Here is a 20,433-nt window from a genome sequence, read left to right as displayed (position 1 = left end):
GTTATGTTGCTGCCCGTAACGCACCACGGTCTCAAACAGCAAAAATGGCATGCACCCAATAATCAAAGCCCTAAAGCTTAGACCGATGTAGATTTGTTTTTGATATCAGTATGATTTTGAGAATCAGTATAATTGCGAGAATTGGGTCTAACCAAAAATAGATGCATTAAATCATTTTGTCTATAAAAGTTCTCGTTAGTAAATGCTTGGTGTGTTTCCAGCTGGAAATGTTCTTTGAAAACAGTGCGAAACTTTTCTTCGTCAAAACCTGTGCCGCAAACTAGCCACAACCGCGAGGGAATAGGTGGCAAGTTATTTAGTGCTTCCTCTACGTCAGGCTTTTTGACTCGATCAGAAGGACAAAGTTTCTTGAGGGAATAGATCGGGGCATCTCCACTATAGTAATGACTCAGCGCTGAGGTCATTTTTGGCGAACCTATGGATAAGACGATGGTATCACCAGGTTTTTCATTCATGCTAATTGTTTGCGCTACATTTCGCCAATCCTGGCGATCCTGCACAGTGTAATAACGTACTAGCCCAGTGCTAAGGGTAATGGCATAGATAATTGCTACTGCGATCGCCAAACTCCGTTTCCAACGCCACAATCCCATCAAGCCAGCGGTCAGAATAATCAAAATGTATGGCGATACAAACAGTATGTAGCGGTCTATCCATAATCGTTTAGAAACTAAAAAAATCATGACTGACGGTATAAACGCCCAAGCAGCAATCCAACACAGGCGTGGTTTGTGGTTTTTGTGGATTATGGCAATACCGACCAAGCCAGCTAATAGCATACTGTAGGCTTGATAAAACAAGCTGCTCACCTTCGATGTGGAAGGAAATGGAAAGGCAGTAAAGTTCTTTAACTTGCGTAAAACATCCACAAAACTGGGAAATGTGTGTCGAGTAGCCGATGGATCAATTTTGGCGATGGGATTAAGAGCCTTGCTTAGGAAGGGCAGGGTTCCAGACACTAGAGATAACAAAGATGGTAACCACAACAGGATTACCAGTAACAGCCATTTGCCGAAAGCTAATAATGTAGCCCGTTGCTTGCGAAACCGAAACCATACCAACCAGATGTCCGCGAAGAGCAGGGTGGCATTGAGTGGGGCAGTTAGGGTTACCAACAGTCGTAGGCTAGCCCACCAAGCCATTGAGGTGGTAGTAGGATTCTCAAGAGCATGCACTAGCGCTAGGGTACCACCTAGACCGAGACAAGTGCCTAGGGTGTACATACGAACCATTTGGGCAAAATTGATGAACAGGGGCGATAGAGCCAAGAGGAGGGCAGCAATCAAGCCCGTTGCCTTTCCCGCTACACGACGACCAAGCTGGTAAGTTAGAAATACACTGCCCAATCCAAACAAGACAGACAACCCCCGCAACCAAGCATCGCTGGTGCCAAACTCCATCCACAGCCACAGCAGGATGAAATACACTGGGCGGATTAGACCCAGATGGCCTAAGCGTTTGGCATCATTAACACTGTAGAGTTCATCCACCCACAGGCTCTCTGTGCCGAGTTGATAGAAATACAACCCAGCCGCCAATAGCAAAATTAAGGCGATGGGAATCCATTGCCAAAGCCAATCTGCTTGGATTGAGGTTTCTGCCGAATTAAGTTTTTCTGCTTTCATGCACCTGACCAACTTTATCTAGAATCAATATTAAGAACCACCATGATCAGACCAGGGTTCATCATGGCTTGAGAAAGATGGTTGATCGCCATCAACAAAGAACAATTAACCTCTTACCAAACTAAATTTGAACACACCGCCATGTTACTTATCAGCCTTTTTTGAGACATTTATGCAAAAGATCTATTATTGTCTCCATCACCTGATCACCTGAGCTCCCCATCACCCTTGCTCTCTATCTTCCCAATGGTTTTCTAGCGTCAGTTTTCCCAAACCCATACCATGCCAGTCCTACCAATGGTGTAAGTACTACGATTTCCCACAGTATTCCCAAGAAATTAGGAATACTCAATATGGTGCGTACCATACCCAATTCTGGATTAAAATAATCAAATCGGGGGAAGATAGTAACCGGTGAAATAAAATACTCTAGGGAAAAAGGCCAGAGTGCCTGGACTCCGAAAGGTGCTGTTGGGTCAGCTACTAGCATATCCAACAGGATATGGCTGCTATAAACTAGAGCTGCCCAAATTCCCCACCGGAGCCGATTTAACTTCCAATGTCCCACTAGCCAAGCAACGAAGATGCCAATTACAGCAGCTACTATCAAGCTGTGGGTGGCCTGACGGTGAAAAGCTCCTGGATTTCCCAGCAGCAGCAATCCAGGCAGAATGTCTATGTCTGGCAAATTCGTGAGCAATACTGAACCATACAACAGCCGAGTTTGCTGATGCCAAGCTACATAAGGGCGTGCCAGAACAAATCCACAAATACCGGCTAATGTGTGTCCTACTGGTGATGGCATTGGATTAATTTATATTTGGTAATTTATATTTGGTAATTGGTAATTTATATTTGGTAATTTATATTTGGTAATTGGTAATTTATATTTGGTAATTTATATTTACTCTGAGTATTGTTTATTGATCACCATTACACCTGATTACCTGATTATCCGATCACCTGATCTGAGTTAATCGCCTTTACTTGCGCAAAGCATAGACAATTCCCCCCAACAGCCCCTGAATAATCACAATTCCGTAAGCCAGCCAAGCAAAGGCAATGGCTTCGGGTCTGCCAAGATTATAGCCGTAAGCCGCAAAAAAGAATACAAATGCATTCTCACGCAGACCAATGGCGTTGATCGATACAGGCAAGACCATGATCAAGGAGACTAGGGGAATGATCACAAAGAAACTAAGAAGGGGAACCGGTAAATCCAGTGCCTTGGCAATTAGGTAATAATGAGCGATGACAGTGATTTGCACCATCAGTGACAAGGCCATAGATCTAGCCAAAGCATGTTTGCGGTTGCCAAAGGCTAGGAAAGCTTTAATAATATTAATTAGCTTGTTTTGTATGTGCTTCCAAAAGGGTAGTTGGATCTTGCTAATAACCCTTGAAATCTTCTGAGAGGGGATGAAAATCATCGAGACGACAAGCATAATTACTGCGCTACCTAGCATTACCCACAGGTTAAGTAATGGTAACTGGGCGATCAATGTTTGAGAAAAAAACAGCGCCCCGAGACCAAACAGCATTAAACCTAGTAAACCAAGGAAACGATCCAAAAACACAGTGGCTAGTGCCACTGACTTGCTCGTTCCCAACCGCCAGGCATCATAAGCCCTAACAGCATCCCCACCAATAGTGGAGGGCAAAAAATTACTGAAGAAAATGCTGACCATGTAGGACTTATACAAATAAGGGATGGTAGCTTTCACATTGTGAGCCAAAAGCAGTACCCGCCACCGATGAGCTCTGATGTAGTAACTGGCTAAGTAGATCACAAACGCTGCCATTAACAGAGAAACCTTGGCAGAACTCACAGCTAGGAAAATTTCGGGCAGATTTGTCTTGCGCAACGCCCAAGACAGTAGCACTATGGAAACGCCGCATTTAATTATCGTAAGAATCAATTTTTTCCTAGTACCTAACTTTTTTTCCATGGTTTTTTAGTTTATGGACTGTAGTAATTCCAAGTCATCTTACTGCGGCGGTAGTGGTTTTGAGTCCATAGCCGTGGGCGATCAAGATTGGGATTAGCTTCGGGGTTGCTGTAAATATGCAGCTGATTCCCATTGAGAACCATCACCTCTTCCCGCCAATCCCCAGACACATCAGCAACGTAAAGTCTCGCCGCCTGTTCTTTGAACCGATGGAGAAATTCTCCACTCAGGGCATCGAAAATCCCGACGTCTCCTGGTTTATGGCGCTCTTTGACAGCCACTAATTGCCTCGACTCTCCTGTCCAATCAATCGGGAAGATCACCTCTACACCTTTGTCTGTCCATCCCTTGGGAGCAACATCATCCATTTGATAGTTAGCAATCCGTTGACCTTGGGCATCAAATACAAAGGGTTTCTGGTGCTTCTGGTAACGGCTGCGGCACCAAACTTCTAATCCCGGTCGTTGGGGGTCAAAATCACCAATGGCAGCATTTTGTGGTTCTTGATGCTTGTAGTGGGTTTTCCAAATTACGCGATCGCGGTTATAAAGGAAAACCCGATTGCCACCCCCCTCTTCCAGAGCGACTACCTCTAATCCTGGGATGTCTGGACGCACATCAGCCACAAACAGGGAGTCAATATGACCTTTTATGGGAATTCGCACCAGTAGCTCTCCTAATGGTGATATAATTGTGCCGCCCAAAACCTCATCTTTGCCATCTCCGTCGAGATCTGCCACCCGTGCCCCATTGTGGGCATTGGCAAGGAAATCATCTCGGGTCCACAAAGGTTTAAGGTTTTCACCTTTGAGTAGGTTGTCTAGGGAATAGGCTGCTAGATAACGACCCATACGGTATCCTTCAGCATTCGTGGTCTGAAGTAGTAAATCGCGATCGCCTTTGCCCCGGAAATTGGCTACTACTAGGTGCTCCCAACCCTCTGTACCTTCTGGAGATGGGAGTTTTATAGTTTTCTGAGTCTCTCCATTAACCCCCTCAACAATATGAAGGGTATTGTCCTTGGTTAAAAACAGAACTTCTGTCTTTTGATCTCCATCTACATCAGCTGCTTGGACACCTGGTCCATGAGTTCCAGGTAGTCCGTTTTGCTCCGACTTCCCTACCACTTGAATGTTGATCTGCTTTGCCCAGAGCTTTTTTCCAGAATGATCGTGAACTGCAATATAATCTGACTTAGTGATGATAAAATCTTGTTGGCCGTCATCGTTAATATCTGTTGTAATCAGCCCACCAATACGCCTGTCTGGAGCCGGTCCACCTACAGGAATGACTAGGGGTTCAATTTGAGAATAAGCTAAACTATTAGCCTGAGTCCTTGATTTTTCCGTGCTGGACTGACTCACACATCCCAAGTTGATAAAACTGAACAATAAAAATGCTGAAAATAGACCAAAATCCCATCTGTTTTTGCGGGATTGGTATCCTAAACTAGGGTTTTTTATATTCTGTTGATGCATTTTGATAACTCTCCGCAAGCTCTACCTTGCGCCAGCTTCGTACCTGTGCTGGCACACCCATCGCGATCGCGTATGCTGGAATGTCTTTGGTTACTACTGCACCCGCACCGACTATTGCACCTGTACCAATAGTTACCCCATCCAAAACAATCACATGTGCTCCTAGCCAGACATCATCACCGATGTGTACACCACCCTTAGTTGCTAGTGGTTGTTGGACAATTGGGATGTCAGTACGATCAAATTGGTGACTAACACCACCTAAATAGCAACGACCAGCGAAAATGCAGTGCTGACCAATATGGACTTCGGTAGTCGAGTCAATGCGGCACTCTGCACCAATATTGGCATGGGCACTGATAAAAATAGAGCCAGCACGGGTCTTGAGTTGAGCCGAGCGACCAATTTGCACCCCATCACCAATCTCAATGCGCTCATCTTCAAAACCCCTTACGGACAGCACTGCATAGTCATCAATTACCACATTGCTACCCAGGTGAATACGACCCGGTGTACGCAAGGTGAGGTGATGACCGAAGATTGCATTTTTACCCACACTACCGAATAACTGCGGGTATAAGATGCGCCGCAGCCCTAGCCCAAGAGCACCAGGGAGTTGACCTACCAGCAGCGTCAGCAGTTCATATTGTAGAAGTCGCCTCCAACTACGATCACCTAAGACTAAATCCTGATACTTTTTTATAAACGAGCTTTTACTATCAGCTGAGACAGCGCTGAAGCGAAACTGTTCATGTTTACTAGTCATCACCATTTTCTCCGTATTTGTTCGTCACTTCCATCGGTACTCCCTCACGGATGGGGCTACCATCACTGACGAACGGATAAAGTAGACTACCAATTCCAGCATGGAACAGGGTCTTTGCTCTCAACAGCAATGCCGTTGAAAATGCTAGTGCAGGGGTAGCACCTACCAACCCAAGAGTGAAGCTGTAGGCAAACTCCATCAGACCAATACCTCCAATCGAGATTGGTAAGTTCATGATAAAGAGGATAACTGGCACTGCTACGAGCATGCTGACAAAATCGATCTTGGAGCCAAAGGCAAGTGCACTAACCCAGACATTCATGACCGCTAAGAAGTAGAAGATTAGAGAATTAATTAGAGCCCCCCAGATTGCCCCTGGGTCACTCTGATAGGCCAGCACTGCTTGCCGAAATTTCTCAATCTTGGTGAAGAGTTTATGCAGCAAGGGTACACGCCTTGCCAATAGCTTCTGGGTCAACCGGAATGGTCGTTGGTCAATAATCAACCAGCAGATCAATGCTATACCTATTGACCCCATGGCAAGGCCAATAGTCAACCAGGGCAGGTTGAACAGATGCAGGTTGACCACTACTGCCACCATTGCTAACACGACCAGGGTGGCCAAACCAGTGAAACGTTCCACAAAGACTGAGGCTACGGCATCGGCGTAGCGTCCAGTGTAGCGCCCTAATTGATGCATGCGGACTACATCGCCCCCAATGCTGCTTGGCAGCACCAGATTGAAGAATTGACCAACCATATAGTAAGCAAACAGTCGCCAAAGATTAACTGGCAAGCCACGAGAGCGCGAAAGCATGTACCACTTGAAGGCGCTAGATAGATTAAGCAACAGCCCAAACCCAATCGATGCCAACAAAAATGGTGGTTTGACGTGAACGAAGGTGTCTAACAAATCCCGCCGTCCGTCAGCGCTGAACAGCCCTGCCTTGTGAACAACATATACTAGTAGTGCAGTTGTGCCAGCAATGCGGACAAAACGTAGTGTCGAGTTTTTCGGCATTCCAAGAGCTTGTTAAAGATTTTTCATTGGTAATTGGTAATTAGTAATTGATAATTAGTAATTGATAATTAGTAATTGGTAATTGGTTTACTATCTACTATTACCAGATTGAGGTTTTGGAGTTTTGCTCATCTATACTGATCATTAGATTTACCTTACTTACTTGATCTAAATTATTTATTGGGTATCCAAGGCTGGGTCTTGGTTTTGCCTTTGTTTTGCTTGTTTGCGTAATCGCCGTGCAGCCTTGAAGGCTTTGTAGCGCATTTTCACTGCTGTAAACACTTCCCCGAACCGTGAGAAAAAGATGGCCAGCATCAACTGGCGCATCCATTTGCGCTTAGAGAAAATAAAGGTAGCCTGACGCAAACCCTCGTGACGGTGGTCTTCTTTAGTTGGTGGGGAAATCGGTAAATGGTACTGGGGTGCAGATATTCCCTGGGCTTCACGCCACTGGATACGCACGAAGGGAGAGACACGTTTGTCACGGTAGAGGTGATCAAAACTGGCTTCGACTTCCTGCTTACCTAAAGGCATAGCGGTAATATAGCCCAATTCACGCATCTGTTGTAGAATCTTTTGACCACGTTCCGTGCGGCACATGACCATGCTTGTACCTTCCGGGTGTAGGTACTCGCCATCCTCACCGCGCACCCAGAAGTCGGAAACTGAAATATCCGCAAACTCAGCACTATAGTCAGGACACATCAGGCAACGCTGGGGTGTATAGAGATGATAGAGGTAATTATAGGCACCATCCTTGTAATCAAACCTGTGCAGGTCGAGGCGCTGACCATCAAGGGTTTCGATCTGAAACTTGCCAGGGAAGTTACCACCACGATAGAAGAACCGCTTGATCTTCTCTTGGGGAAGACGACGGTGGGATAGCAACTCAGTAGTACCTTCTTTTTCTAGGGTGCCGTGGCAAGCTAAGCCAATGGTGAAGATTTCCCGACGTACCAAAGGCTTATAGACCTTCTCCAATTTGCGTAAACCCTCAATCTGACAGCCTACACCGACAAAGGCAAACTTGCCTTCCAGTTTTTTGACGTCACGTATGACTTTGGCATGGGGTACAACACAATACTTGGAGCCAGCCGTGGCGCGAATTTCTGCCTCGGTGCGGCAAATCACAGGTGTGGGTGTGATGGGATCATCGGGCTCATAACCCACAGTCAGGGCAGCATCAATTATCCCTTCTTTGACCATACCAATCAGCAGTTGGGAAACGAGTCCACCACCACTACCTTCTGCCTGCACCTGGGGATTATTAGCGAAAGTCAAAAAGGCGCTCTCGTAAATGCCACCAAGCCCCTCTGGTGCCTGCTCAACGCCGAACATTTTCTTATACTGAGCAGTGTAGTCAAAGTCTATACCGGGACAAACTTTTACACAGAGTCCACAGTCAACACAGGTTTTAGTATCAATAACTGGGTATCGGTGTTCGTCAAAGGAAATGCAGTCTACAGGGCAGATGGGATCGCAAGCACCGCAGCGGGTACACAGATCCTTGGGAACCACATACAATGGCTCAGTCTGCTGCTGTTTGTGAAGTGGCAAATAGCCATCTTCAGACATGCTTAATTCTGTTGCCTTCGATTTTTTCAAATAATTTTACCTCTCTGTACTCAAAGGATGAGTAGACAATGGCTCAAGCGGTAACTTGCACCTCAGATTGCTGCCCCTGGGCCAACAATTGGCTCACCAGTTCAACGCTACTGCGGGCTTTAGCTTGCTCCCGCTGCACCAGTGGTGTCATGGCCGCTCGCGTTTCATGGCGCTGTTCGCAAGCAGACTTAATTAAATTTGTCAAGGTATTGGTGGTTAGTTCATCAAAGTTGATCAACCAGTTGTCCTGACCAATGGTTTTCATGAAGCCTGCTGTTTTAGGGTAGGAGTTAATGCCCACTACAGGGGTGAGAACTCCTGAAGCCAGAATTACGGAATGAGTCCGCATCCCCACATGGACTTCTACCCGCTGTAGCAAGCCAGCAATTTCCTGGTAGGTGTAAGTCGCATTACTGATTACCCGGATGCGATCGCGTCGCTTGACATACTTCAAACTCTCGTTGGTAATCTTGGTATCCATCACTTGGGTGATGGTATACATAATCTCAATGTCTAATTCCTCAATCAGTCGGTCGAGAGTAGACCCGATTGCCTGCAAAAAGGGTTCGCGCCCAAAAGTCTTGTTATCCTTGCGCCAGTTATCGATGTAGGCATTGATATTGAAACCAATAGTGCCTTTCGGATTTTTGAAAAGCCCCTCTTTGCCTATGATCTCCTCCATGCGTTCTGTTGGTGGCGGGGTAGTGTTGATGGCGCAATCCGCATTGATGTAAACGTCCTGGTAATTCAGTTTCTGTTGGTCAAGCAGTTGCTTTGATTGCTCATCTCGCAGGATCAGCATTGGGCTAGCATCAAGAACTCTTTGCAAAGCATACTTGCCCAGTGATGTGGTAATTGGTCCTAGACTCGCGTTGTAAAGTGCGATCGGAATACCGCGTGCCTTACAAGCTGGGGCGATTAAGGAAATTGTGGAGAGATAGTTAAACAGTGGATTGAGTAACTTGCGATCAAACAGAATGTTATCGGTTACTAGCACCAGATCAGCTTGCAACATTGCTCGGAAAGTTGGCAAACCAAAAATCTTAACAGCACCATTCCAAGGCATCAATCCAAGTGCCTTGATATTGTGGTGGCCAAAATGACGTTTAACGAAGCGTGGGTTGAGAGTTGGTACTATAAACAACGCATCAGGATGTGCTGCAGCAATATCATCGAGCAGATTGCCTAAAATAGCAGCATCTCCTGCATTGCGACCTGAAAAGTTACCGAGAACTGTAATTTTTTTCATTTTTTACTCAATCACTAGCAAATTCTTACGTTTTCATGGGATTAACTATCCCAATAGTTGTGACAAAAATTTAGTAATAATAATAATCAGAGCTTAATGATTCAACTTACTCATTCAGTATAACCAGCCAGTTTTCACTGATTGAATTCCCATTAACCCAAATCAAAGAGATATCCATCCTTTGTCAAGATACCATTGGGCTAATTCCTTTAACCCTTCTTCATCGGAATGGACAGGCACAAACCCCAGTAAATTTATCATCTTTGCTGTGTTAAATGAGCGGTCTTTTGTATAAAACGCTAGCCGTCTTCTATAAATAGGTGGTTCTATCCCCAGGGGACGACAGATGAATTCAAAAAAATCCCCTAAGGCAAACAGTGGAGCAGCTGGCAAACTAATAAATTTAAAGGAAATTCCATAGTATTCACTAATAATATAGACCATTTCTTTAAAGGTTATCGCCTCCTTACTTCCACAAATAAAAACTTCTCCCACTGCTTTAGGATGGGTTGCTGATAGCAGAAAAAAATTGGTCAAATCATCAACATGAATTAAGTGCAGTAAGTTACTGCCATTGCCAATTATTGGTATCCACTTACGGCAAACCATTTTGAAAATTTTCAAAAACCGTTTCTCCCCAGGACCATAGATTCCTGAGGGTCGAACCACAGTGACTGGTAATCCTTCCTTTTTAGCAAAATCTCTGATCCACAGTTCTCCTTCTAGTTTGGTTTCTTGATATATATCTCCAGGATTCATTGGACAATTTTCATCACCAGGAGGATTTTCGACATGACCATGAACACCAATTGTTGAAACGTGAACAAAACGCTTAAAATCTGGTTCTTCTAAAGCGTATTTAGCTAGCAATTGTGTGCTTAAAACGTGGACATTATAGTAGACATTGTCAGCAGATTTTGCTTCTCTAAAAGGAGTTACAATATGAAATATATAGTTAACTCCTTTTATGGCTTTCTTGATCAACTCTTCATCAAAAACATCCCCTTTAATCCATTCAATTTTAAGGTCATTGAAAGGCTCAAGTTTAGAACTAGGACGTGCAATAGCGACGATATCTAAACCTTGTGCCACTAATTTACGTACAAGAACTGAACCTGTAAACCCTGTAGCTCCAGTCACTAAGACGCGACTGCCAGTTGGGAGTTTGAATTGAGTATCTTCCATATTCTACTTTCTGAGCTAACCTAAAAAATATTGGAATTTCACCAAGCAAGTTTATACAATTAATTTTAATCGGCATCTGGCTTAAGTCTTGGTAAGCTTTAAAATTACTGGTGAACCAAACAAATTAGTCAAGCCTGATAGTCGAGCTAACTTCTCCATAAATGAAGATAAGCTAGGAGATTTGAAAGCGCGATGGAGTACCATAGGCACAAAAAATTGAGGATAGCGCTCAGCTTTGCTCAGACCAATAGATTTAAAAAATTTTAGAAGCTCATGTTCTTTATAACAGACAAACTCTCGTGTATTTCCTTCCAACCCTTTCTTGAACTTAAATAGATAGGGGGCAATAGCATTTACGCTCCTCACTGTAGGATAGTCTAGGATTACTGCTTGCTTTGCTACTCGATTTAGTTCTGTTAAAAAAGACTGCCATTGAGTGACATGAGCAAGGAATCGATAGCTGATCACAACATCAAACGCTCCGTCTGGGTAAGGGAGATCTAAAACATTGCCCACCTTGAAGGAACAAAGATTAGCATCAAGAAAATTCTGAATCCTCCCCTTACAGACATCTGCACTACCAAGCACAGTTAATTGATAACCATTTTGAATCAGAGCCCCGGTCAGTTGACCATGTCCTCCTCCCACATCAAGGATGGTGGCTTTAGGATAAGGAGTCAGCATTTTCAAGGTTGCCTCTTCCTGGACTTTCAGTAGCCAAGCCCCAATTTCCCCAGCAAAACGGGAGGCATAATCCTCAGAAGATGTTTCGATATCGGCTCTTTCGGGAAAATCACCTGTACAAACCACTGTTAAATTCCTTTAGTCATTTGTTTATTTTTAATTGCTATTTTTTGTAGACCGAATTGCTAATTGGTTACGAATAAATCGCCAGGGGTTTTCTAGAGAACCATAGGCCTGAATAGCTGTCATAGGATTCAGTAGCATTTCCTTGATATCTTTTCCTGGTTTTTCTGAACTCAAGGAACCCTGGATAGTAAATCCAAAACTTCCAGGACGACAAGATTCAGAAGCCAAAGGAAGTGGATCGCTTCCTGGTAAGATCCGCCATCCTTTTTTCTCTGCTTGTGTGAACAAAACTGGTCGTGACCAGAATACAGGACGTCCACCATTGTCTCCTAGAAAAAGCTTGGGAAAATTCTTGTCTTCCAAGAGCTTATATAATAGTTTTCCCCGATTTCCGATCCATTTACCAACTCCCCAGGGGAGTATAGGGATTCCCTCCGCAGACAGAATTGCTTTAATGGTTACGTCTAAGGGTAAACCATCTTCAAGGTTTTGGTCAGTAATCAACGCTAATACCTCAAGGTTTTCCGCTGTCACAATTTGGCGACCAGCAATTAAGAACATTCCTTGCCCTAAGGCGTTACAGGTATATAAAGAGAAATCTTCCTGGGTACGGTGGAACATCCAAGTTTTTCCCTGGCTTACCCTAGACTGATTATTGTTTTGAGCTAAATCAGCTAACCTCTTATACCATTTTTGATGCTCTATTTCTGTCAACAATAATACAGCTTTAAAATTTTCTTGATCACCTGCCTCACCATAAAATCGCTGAAAATTTTCCCAAGCTGAGGTCAGCAGTTGATCGATATCAAAACAGTCATGAAGGTGAACGTGACCATCAATTAGGATTACTTGATGCTTTTGAGCGGTAGCTACCATGGATTTTTGTTATAATCTCCCTGATTTCCATAAACTGCTGCTGCTTCAATCCCATTCAGCTAAAATCTTGCACCAAAACCTCAAAGGATCTTCTCGGCTAAACTCACCGAACCCTGAAGCGTTTCAATTCCAATACTTTTCTGCTGAGTTAATGAACCTCCCATATTAAAAATCTGGTTAACCTTGTCTAACTCTAGCTCTATTTTTGACCGACTCCATCCTAGTTCCGCCCCCACCACCTCAGCACAGGTTCTGAGGGCCTCGTTTCCGGGATGACCAGCACTACCGAGTTCTGTCCGCCGGAAGACCACATCACCTAATGTTTGAGCCATTTCCTCAACAACCCCATGCAAGACTTCAGCTTTGAGTACAGCTAAATCATCAGTAGGTGCACAGGAGTGATCTGATACTCGCTCTAAATACAGCAGTACATCTTGATAGGCACTACCGTAGTTATAAACGAGGCGGCGCATTACCTCCTCCCTCAATCCATAGGTTTGCTTAAAGATTTCCGTCTGCAAAAACACTTCAAATTGTTCGATGTGTCCACCGTAAATTGGTGTAACTGATGACAGGGAGTTGGGAGGCTTTTGCCCCCATGACCGAAATACCTGGTCAACGACTTTCTCAGCCACATCTCTGGCAGTGGTATATTTCACCCCAACCACCGAGATCAATCCTGGAAATTCTTCTTTGGCATGATCGAAGATTTGATAGTGTTTAGCCAGTTGTGGCTCTCCGGTCTCACTCATGCCAGTTCTAGGAAGCAAGCCACCATGGACGAAAGCGACATCGGCTTGGTTGAGTTTAACCGATGGCCATGCTTGGTTTATATCATCGAGTAAGTCTTGAATATCTTGTTGGGTAATGTTGAAGTTATCCGGGTCTTGATCCCAAACAGAATACGATGTACCGACGAGGGATTTACCACGCCAGGGCGCAATAAATAGTAAGCGAGACCCCTTGTTGACTATGGCATCGGAGTCACGATAGGAGTTCTGAGTTGAAATACCCACAGCATAGCTTTCGCAGAGGGGACGGCGAATCACCAGGTTCATGGCTTTGGCAAGGGGAACTCTGGGTTGCTGCTGGGGTTGTTGCTGGGGTTGCTCCTGGGATTGGTTTAGTAAACTCAACACCCGATTTGTCCATGGTCCGCTGGTGTTGACCACAGTCTTGGCGCGGATGTCGAATTGATTGCCACTTAACACATCTTGCCCCTGAATACCCGTGACCCGATTTCCAGCTTGCAGAAATCCAGTAACTTCTACGTAGTTAGCCACTACTGCGCCAGCTTGCTCAGCTGAGCGTAGAAAAGAGAGGGTCAAGCGTTCAGAGTTGTAGACCTGAGCATCAGAAAAGACTGCTGCTCCAGTTAGTCCCTCCTGGGGAATTCCTGGCAGTAGCTGCTGACACTCCTGCTTAGAGATTACCCGACCATTGGATATGTGTTTTTGGGGATCGAGTTGACGATTGCGATCGCAACTGATCAAATCATTGATAGCAAGTGCCACAGATAGCACTTCTTTTCCCTTCATGCCATGGCCGTAGGTGGGAATCAACACTGGTAATGGATGAACTAAGTGAGGCGCAATCCGCATTAAACTGGTGCGTTCATGAATGGATTCACGCATCCGTTTCAGGTCAGCATGCTGGAGATACCGTAATCCCCCGTGGATGGTCTTCAAACTGTTAGCAGAGGTAGCGCCACCGAAATCAGATTTTTCCACCAAGGCCACTGACAATCCCCTGAGGCTTGCTTCCCAAGCTACGCAAGCTCCATAGATCCCACCACCGATGACTAATAGATCGTAAGAGTTTCTGGTTAACTCTACTAGGTTCCTTCTCATTACTTGTCTGGTTAGGCTGTATGCTCTGCTAACTCGTGATGTAGCCAATCATAAAGACTGTTTAATTTTTCCCGAAAAGCTGCATAAGTATGCCTTTTCTCAATCAATTTTTTGCCAGCACTGCCCAGGCTCAGTCGTAGCTTTTCATCAGCGATCAGATCAAGCATTCCCTCCGCGAAAGCTTTGGCATCTGGCCTCTTAAGCAGAGCAAGGTGATTGTTTAGCAACTGGGTATGGGTTGGCAAATCTGTGGCTAACAAAACTTTGCCACTATCGAGATAGGAGTAGAGTTTCATCGGGGTATTTTTACCCTTAGTTCTCGGAGAGACTAAAATATCAGCCTGCTCCAGATAGATAGCCAGATGCTCAACTGGTTTCGGTCCTAAAAAATGGACATGTTGTTGCATCCCAAGACAGTGAGCCTTATTGGTGTATTTCCGAATGTCGTCCGCTTCTCCACCAATAATGACTAAGTCAGCCTGATCAGTGTGCTCAAGGCTCAAGGCGAAGCTGTCTAGAAGTAGGTCAATCCCTTGATAAGTCTCCAGATTGCCCACATACATCAGGAGTACATTACGGATTCCTAGCTCACGTCTCAAATTACTATACATAGTTACACCAATGTTGAATCTTGAAGTTGAATCTTGACGTTGAATCTTGACGTTGAATCTTGAAGCGAAAATTTACACAAACCTGCACATTTTCACTATTCTACTTATCTTTCGTTACAAAATAAAACGTAGTATTAGGATATCGGAACCATACTTTCCGTTATTAACACTTACTTATAGTAACAGTTATTAGTTATTTTAGTCTACTTAAAATTTAAGAATAAGGATTTTAAAAATAAGTAGGGTTTATTTAGTCTAAAGCAAAAGATTTTTTAGGATTTTTTTAAAGAAAGATTATAATTAAGCAACGATATATCTGGAATAACTACAGTTTTTCTGGGCTTGTACTTTTCAATATCTGCTGCCAAAGCATCACAAACTGAAACCACGACTTTGGCATTCTTCACAGCCAGTCCTTCAAAAAAGTTGAATACTGACGAAAATTTTTGTAGCAAAGGATACTTTTCAATCATTTGTTGGGCTAGAGATGAATCCATGTCATAGATATAGGGAATTTTACACAAAATTTTGAGCCCTAAACCAATAAAGACTGATTCTTCTCCAGCATGAACCAAATCGTAGCGTTTCTTAGTCACTAGGCGAATTACAGCAAGCAACATGAAAACATCACAGAGGATTTTTTTCCAGGAGAACCCTGGTCGTATATTCCGAACCCACGGTAGATTAGGGGTTCGGTATACCGTGATATTTTCATAATTGATGTCACGCCCTTCAGGATAAGTGACGACATCAACCTGGTCTCCCCGTTCAGAAAGCACCTTCAAAACCAGGTTGACTGCGATGGGTGTGCCACGATTCTGATAAAAGGGATGAGGAGCGAGTAATAGAATGTTCATGCTACTGACATTTTGTTCATCATAGGAGACTGGTTGATTCTCCCAGACAGTCAATTCATCCCTGCTGCTTTTGATCTCAAGCCGATCAGTAAGCCCATCAGTTTTGCTCTTTAAATACACGTTTATCTTCCCCTATAGTTAAAGCACTCTGATCAAGAGCGCCCCATTTCCAAGTCATATTGATGGAAACTTCACTATTGTTCAGTAAGTTTCCGGTAGAGTTTAATAGAAGTTAACAATAACCAGTGGTTAATTTCAGCTATTACTAACAGACCTCAGTGAGTAAGAATTTACCACTTAAGGGTAAACACCGATACCAAGGGATTCAAGCATTCTTTAACTAGAAACCCAAACTGCTCCTAATTTATTCCCTGAGGAAGAGCCCTACAGCCCAACTAAGTGTTATGCATAAGTGCTTTGAATGAATTTTTTATCAAAAAAAATTTTAATTTAATTAAAACCTAAAAAAATTATCCAAATCAACTAGCAATCTGGAGCTTAATGAAATCTTGATTATAAACTTCATATAATCTTTACAAATTTCAAATTGTCAAGAAATACCGTTGGTTAGCGGCTAACCTAATATGCATTTAAATTTGAGTAAGATTGACTAGTACAAAAGTCGGTCTACTATTTCCCCATCTCCCTATTTCCCGATCTCCCCATCTCCCTATCCTTACAAGGGTAGGTTTTTTACAAAGGGGCAAGTATGTACTTTGATTGTCTTGATGCAGTCGCTCATGGGGGAAACCACGGCAGTTGCTCATGGGGGGAACCCCCAAGACCGCACTGCCTCCCCAAGACCGCGCTGCATCGCTATGTATAAATTCCTAAAAATATGTATCAAAATACACAGTAATTTCCGGAATAATTCTCCCCATTTCCCGCTTTTCCCGATTCCCGATTCCCGATTCCCGATTCCCGATTCCCGACTCCCGACCCAAATGTAAAAAACCTACCCCTGTGAGATCTCCCTATATCCCCAAAGCACCCCCATTCAAGCATTTAAATTGTGAATGGGGGCGCTTTGGTACTTTGGTTAGCCACTAACCAACTTGATTTCCAAGTGATATGACTAAGGTTGCTCAACATTAGAAGACACTACTTCTCTGACCCGATAAATCGGTCTTCCCTGAGATTCGTGGTAAGTACGCATCAGTAGTTCCCCCAGTAGACCAAGACTAAACAGTTGTACACCAGTTGAGATCAAGAGTACTGCCAAGATCAGTAAAGGCCGATCCCCGATTTCTTGATTCAGACCTAGCTTGAGAATGGTCAGATAAGCCCCAATGATTATGCCCGTGCCTAGGGAACTCAGACCTAGTAATCCAAATACATGCATGGGTCGGGTGAGGAATTTCTTCATGAAGAAGATGGTCAACAAATCCATTAGCACCCGGAACGTTCGCCCCAGACCATACTTACTACTACCATAGCGACGAGCATGGTGACGCACGGGTAACTCGCTAATTCTTGCCCCCTCAATATATGCTAAGGCTGGTAAAAACCGATGTAACTCACCGTAGAGGTTCATGTCCGCTACCAATTCCGAGCGATAAGCTTTCAGAGAACAGCCATAGTCATGGAGTTTAACCCCAGTGGTGCGTCCAATCAGCCAGTTGGCAATTTTGGATGGCAGTAAGCGAGTCACCGCCGCATCCTGCCGATTTTTACGCCAGCCACTAACCAAGTCATACCCTTCCTCCAGTTTGGCAAGCAGCATGGGAATGTCGGCTGGATCATTTTGTAGGTCACCATCTAAGGTAACAATGGCACGACCGCGAGCATAATTAAACCCAGCTGCCATGGCAGCAGTTTGACCATAGTTGCGACGCAAAATTACCCCTCGCAAATCAGTGCGGGAGAGGACTTGCTCCTTGAGCAGTTGGGTTGAACCATCTGTTGAGCCATCATCGACACAAATAAGCTCATAGCTGAGCTGAGTATCGGTTAAGCTGGATGCGATCGCATCTATGAGGTGGGGCAAACTCTCCACCTCATTGTAGATTGGTACCACCACTGATACGTCTGGTGTGATGTCAGTCCCAGACCAGTTCTGGGCATTTAATTGCCCTTGTTTAATTAAGGAAATTTCCATAGGATGCCCCAGGTTGAGTAATATTCAATCCGGTTTTAAACTGTAAGCATATATTATTGATTGTCTAATCTAACTTGTGGCGATATGTCAAGGCAGTGACTACTCCCACATCATAATCTTTGATTTGATGTGGGCTTCTCAACCTCACGAATGAGACTTGCTGTTCCTCGGCGGATGCCGACGCTAAGCCAACGATATCCTGTACCGATTTACCACAGCCATTAAGCGGCAGTCCAACCGCCAATAATCCACGATTCAAGATGTTAATTCCACTGTTCCAATCTCGATCAATTTTGACCTTACAATCGGGACAACAGTGAACTCGTTCGCGCAGCGTCGGCTTCGCCGAATCGCTCAAACTTTTTTCGACTCTAGAGCCACAGTTAAAACACTCAATACTTGTGCCGCGTGGATTGACTTCCTGAACCAACAAGCCGCGTTTCACCGCCACTGCTTGTAATATTTCCAAGAATTCTCCCCAGGCTGCATCATGTATTGATTTTGCTAACTTAGTTCGTGCGAGTCCTTTTATATTTAAGTTTTCGTGAGCAATTAAATCGTATTTACTACACAGCCAATGAGCAACCTGATAATGAAAATCTTTTCGACACCGGGTTAGATGAAGGTGCAACAAGGCTACTTTGTGCTTAGCCCTTTTCCAGTTATTAGAACCCTTAACACGGCGCGACATTACTCGTTGAGCTTGAGCTAGCTTGTCTTGAGCCTTCCGATAAAACTGTGGGACAGGTACTGCCTCACCATCAGAAGTAGTCAAAAACTTTTCTAAACCAACATCAATTCCAACGGCAGACTTAACGGAATCAATGGGTAAAAGATTAGGAACTGTATCATCTTTCATTGAAAGACAGCAGTACCAACCGTCAGCCTTTTTAACAATAGTACATTGCTTAAGGGTAAAACCTGCGCCCTTCGGGCAAGCTTCGCTAACAGGTAATGGTCTGTGCATTACGACAGGCATTGATCCGATTCGGCTTAATTTTAAAATGCCATTAACCAGGTGCGCTCCTGCCTTAGAAGTGTTGACCCTAGGAAACACAAATGACCTAAGTTCTCCAGCCTTTTTGAATCGAGGTCTTCCCCCACGTTTCCCGTTAGCATCAGGTTTTCGCCACCTATCCCACGCCTTATTAAGACGTTGCAGGTTCACTTGCTGAGTTTCTGCGTAGATTTTTTTGTACTCAGGGAAAAGTTTCTTAGTTTCCTTGAGAGCTGCCTGTTGAGTGTAATAGTTGACCGGTTCTGGAATTTCACCAATCGGCTCACTCACTAAGCTACATATATCAACCGGAGAACGAGTCCGATTGAGCCAATCAAGTCTTTGCCCCAAAGCGTAGTTCCAGTGGCGACGCAATAGCTCAAGCCACCTTTCCATGGTGACGATCTGTTCGGGACTTGGCTTGATCCGGTAGCAGTAAGTGATTATCATATTTTTAGTGTAGCATTTATCGCAAAATATTAAAAATAACTACACAAATAAAAACAGGTCTGTATATCATTTTACTGTACATATTGTAATAGTAAGACGATATACAGACTACAAGCTATCTCAGAACAAATTTTGATTCGGCAGAGCCGTTCGCACCTCAAGCAGCGTCGCCTGGGAGCGAAAGCGTGGCCATAGGCCTCCGCTGCGTGAACAGGTTAAAGAAAATCTGCTCTGATACTTGCGTCATTCTGGGACTGTAACGAGCGTGGAATTTAACGGGGAGAAAGACCATATTCACCTACTTGTTGACCTTAATCCCAAAGTCGCTTCAGTTAAGCTAATAGCCAATACCAAGACTGTGAGCAGTAGATTGATTCGTTACTGATTTTCTGAATACTTGAAGCGGTTTTACGGAGATAAAAAAGTTTTCACCGACAGGATCTTATTTTGTGGCTTCCTGTGGTGACGTGACGATTGAGCAATTAAGGAGTTATCTCCTTGCGCCAGGATACCCCGTCAGGTAATTCTCCTCCCGCTAACATGCGCGGGTATAACGGGAGACCCCTTACCTGTTGAGTTGGAAACATTTATAGCGCTACGCGCAAGTCCGCAAGTGAAAAGTCAGAAGTCAGAAGTAATCTATGACTAAGTTTCGGAGTTTAGGAATCTCCTATTATGAATGGGTAGTGCTATACCAGGGTAAACGCATCTTATTTTGAAATGCCTACTGGATATGAGATTCATACGATAAGTATTTTTGCTTATTAATTTTGAAATCTTTTAATAGCTATGAGAAACGCTATAAAAGTTCTTTGATAGTATCACAAACCTAAAATCTGCTGCCTCAATGTCAATAAGGAGCATTTATTCTCAATAATCCCGAGATGATTGAGAATGTGATTTGAGAAATCTGAAAAATCCTAATAGCAATCGCAACGGTTTATTCTTTCTGGCTCAAAATACTAGGTGCGCTTTCCCCATT

The 20,433-nt window shown here is 44.1% G+C and carries 17 protein-coding genes and 1 pseudogene; 2 read left to right on the top strand and 16 right to left on the bottom strand.

Going from position 1 to position 20,433, the window contains the following annotated elements:
• Window positions 1-77: 77 nt before the first annotated feature.
• From BJP34_RS09070 to BJP34_RS09005, 14 genes are all read right to left on the bottom strand, one after another.
• Complete coding sequence (locus BJP34_RS09070; RefSeq protein ID WP_070392068.1) at window positions 78-1,646, bottom strand: glycosyltransferase family 39 protein; 1,569 nt, start codon at window positions 1,644-1,646, stop codon at window positions 78-80.
• Window positions 1,647-1,881: 235 nt separating this feature from the next.
• A complete protein-coding gene (locus tag BJP34_RS09065) occupies window positions 1,882-2,451 on the bottom strand; it encodes a metal-dependent hydrolase (protein ID WP_070392067.1) in 570 nt (189 codons plus the stop codon).
• 178 nt (window positions 2,452-2,629) lie between these two features.
• Window positions 2,630-3,595, bottom strand: a complete 966-nt coding sequence (locus BJP34_RS09060) for a lysylphosphatidylglycerol synthase transmembrane domain-containing protein (RefSeq protein ID WP_070392066.1) — start codon at window positions 3,593-3,595, stop codon at window positions 2,630-2,632.
• Between the two features lie 11 nt (window positions 3,596-3,606).
• Window positions 3,607-5,073, bottom strand: coding sequence for a hypothetical protein (locus tag BJP34_RS09055; protein ID WP_229424297.1), 1,467 nt, complete (start codon window positions 5,071-5,073; stop codon window positions 3,607-3,609).
• Window positions 5,045-5,839, bottom strand: a complete 795-nt coding sequence (locus BJP34_RS09050) for an acyltransferase (RefSeq protein WP_070392065.1) — start codon at window positions 5,837-5,839, stop codon at window positions 5,045-5,047. The genes BJP34_RS09055 and BJP34_RS09050 overlap by 29 nt, the downstream gene beginning before the upstream one ends.
• Entirely contained in the window at window positions 5,832-6,860 is a 1,029-nt protein-coding gene (locus BJP34_RS09045) for a lysylphosphatidylglycerol synthase transmembrane domain-containing protein (protein WP_070392064.1), read from the bottom strand. The genes BJP34_RS09050 and BJP34_RS09045 overlap by 8 nt, the downstream gene beginning before the upstream one ends.
• A 177-nt stretch (window positions 6,861-7,037) precedes the next feature.
• Window positions 7,038-8,468: a Coenzyme F420 hydrogenase/dehydrogenase, beta subunit C-terminal domain gene (locus BJP34_RS09040; protein ID WP_149030874.1), complete on the bottom strand. Its 1,431-nt coding sequence runs from the start codon at window positions 8,466-8,468 to the stop codon at window positions 7,038-7,040.
• A gap of 43 nt (window positions 8,469-8,511) precedes the next feature.
• Entirely contained in the window at window positions 8,512-9,717 is a 1,206-nt protein-coding gene (locus tag BJP34_RS09035; RefSeq protein ID WP_070392062.1) for a polysaccharide pyruvyl transferase family protein, read from the bottom strand.
• A 162-nt stretch (window positions 9,718-9,879) separates the two neighbouring features.
• On the bottom strand, window positions 9,880-10,902 hold the full coding sequence (locus BJP34_RS09030) for an NAD-dependent epimerase/dehydratase family protein (protein WP_070392061.1): 1,023 nt from the start codon (window positions 10,900-10,902) through the stop codon (window positions 9,880-9,882).
• Between the two features lie 81 nt (window positions 10,903-10,983).
• Window positions 10,984-11,712, bottom strand: a complete 729-nt coding sequence (locus tag BJP34_RS09025) for a class I SAM-dependent methyltransferase (protein ID WP_070392060.1) — start codon at window positions 11,710-11,712, stop codon at window positions 10,984-10,986.
• A 30-nt stretch (window positions 11,713-11,742) separates the two neighbouring features.
• Window positions 11,743-12,588: a hypothetical protein gene (locus BJP34_RS09020; RefSeq protein WP_070392059.1), complete on the bottom strand. Its 846-nt coding sequence runs from the start codon at window positions 12,586-12,588 to the stop codon at window positions 11,743-11,745.
• Window positions 12,589-12,668: 80 nt separating this feature from the next.
• Window positions 12,669-14,438: a glycerol-3-phosphate dehydrogenase/oxidase gene (locus BJP34_RS09015; RefSeq protein WP_070392058.1), complete on the bottom strand. Its 1,770-nt coding sequence runs from the start codon at window positions 14,436-14,438 to the stop codon at window positions 12,669-12,671.
• A gap of 11 nt (window positions 14,439-14,449) precedes the next feature.
• Window positions 14,450-15,049, bottom strand: coding sequence for a glycosyltransferase (locus BJP34_RS09010; protein ID WP_070392057.1), 600 nt, complete (start codon window positions 15,047-15,049; stop codon window positions 14,450-14,452).
• A gap of 272 nt (window positions 15,050-15,321) precedes the next feature.
• On the bottom strand, window positions 15,322-16,026 hold the full coding sequence (locus BJP34_RS09005; RefSeq protein ID WP_070392056.1) for a glycosyltransferase: 705 nt from the start codon (window positions 16,024-16,026) through the stop codon (window positions 15,322-15,324).
• Window positions 16,027-16,634: 608 nt separating this feature from the next.
• Between BJP34_RS09005 and BJP34_RS42805 the strand changes: the two genes are divergently transcribed.
• Window positions 16,635-16,856 carry a hypothetical protein gene (locus tag BJP34_RS42805; protein ID WP_158517100.1) on the top strand — a complete coding sequence of 74 codons (222 nt, stop codon included), beginning with the start codon at window positions 16,635-16,637 and terminating at the stop codon, window positions 16,854-16,856.
• 125 nt (window positions 16,857-16,981) lie between these two features.
• On the opposite strand, the gene BJP34_RS09000 is transcribed toward BJP34_RS42805, so the two are convergent.
• Both BJP34_RS09000 and BJP34_RS08995 read right to left on the bottom strand, forming a co-directional pair.
• Window positions 16,982-18,004, bottom strand: coding sequence for a glycosyltransferase family 2 protein (locus tag BJP34_RS09000; protein WP_070392055.1), 1,023 nt, complete (start codon window positions 18,002-18,004; stop codon window positions 16,982-16,984).
• Window positions 18,005-18,068: 64 nt separating this feature from the next.
• A complete protein-coding gene (locus BJP34_RS08995; protein ID WP_070392054.1) occupies window positions 18,069-19,451 on the bottom strand; it encodes an RNA-guided endonuclease InsQ/TnpB family protein in 1,383 nt (460 codons plus the stop codon).
• A gap of 265 nt (window positions 19,452-19,716) precedes the next feature.
• On the opposite strand from BJP34_RS08995, the pseudogene tnpA reads away from it, so the two are divergent.
• Window positions 19,717-19,975, top strand: a pseudogene (gene tnpA / locus BJP34_RS50350) (IS200/IS605 family transposase); the annotation flags it as partial.
• Window positions 19,976-20,433 lie beyond the last annotated feature (458 nt).

Source organism: Moorena producens PAL-8-15-08-1, assembly GCF_001767235.1.
Taxonomy (GTDB): Bacteria; Cyanobacteriota; Cyanobacteriia; order Cyanobacteriales; family Coleofasciculaceae; genus Moorena; species Moorena producens_A.
The sequence above is the reverse complement of the archived record's forward strand: the minus strand, read 5'-3'. Positions and strand labels throughout refer to the sequence as shown.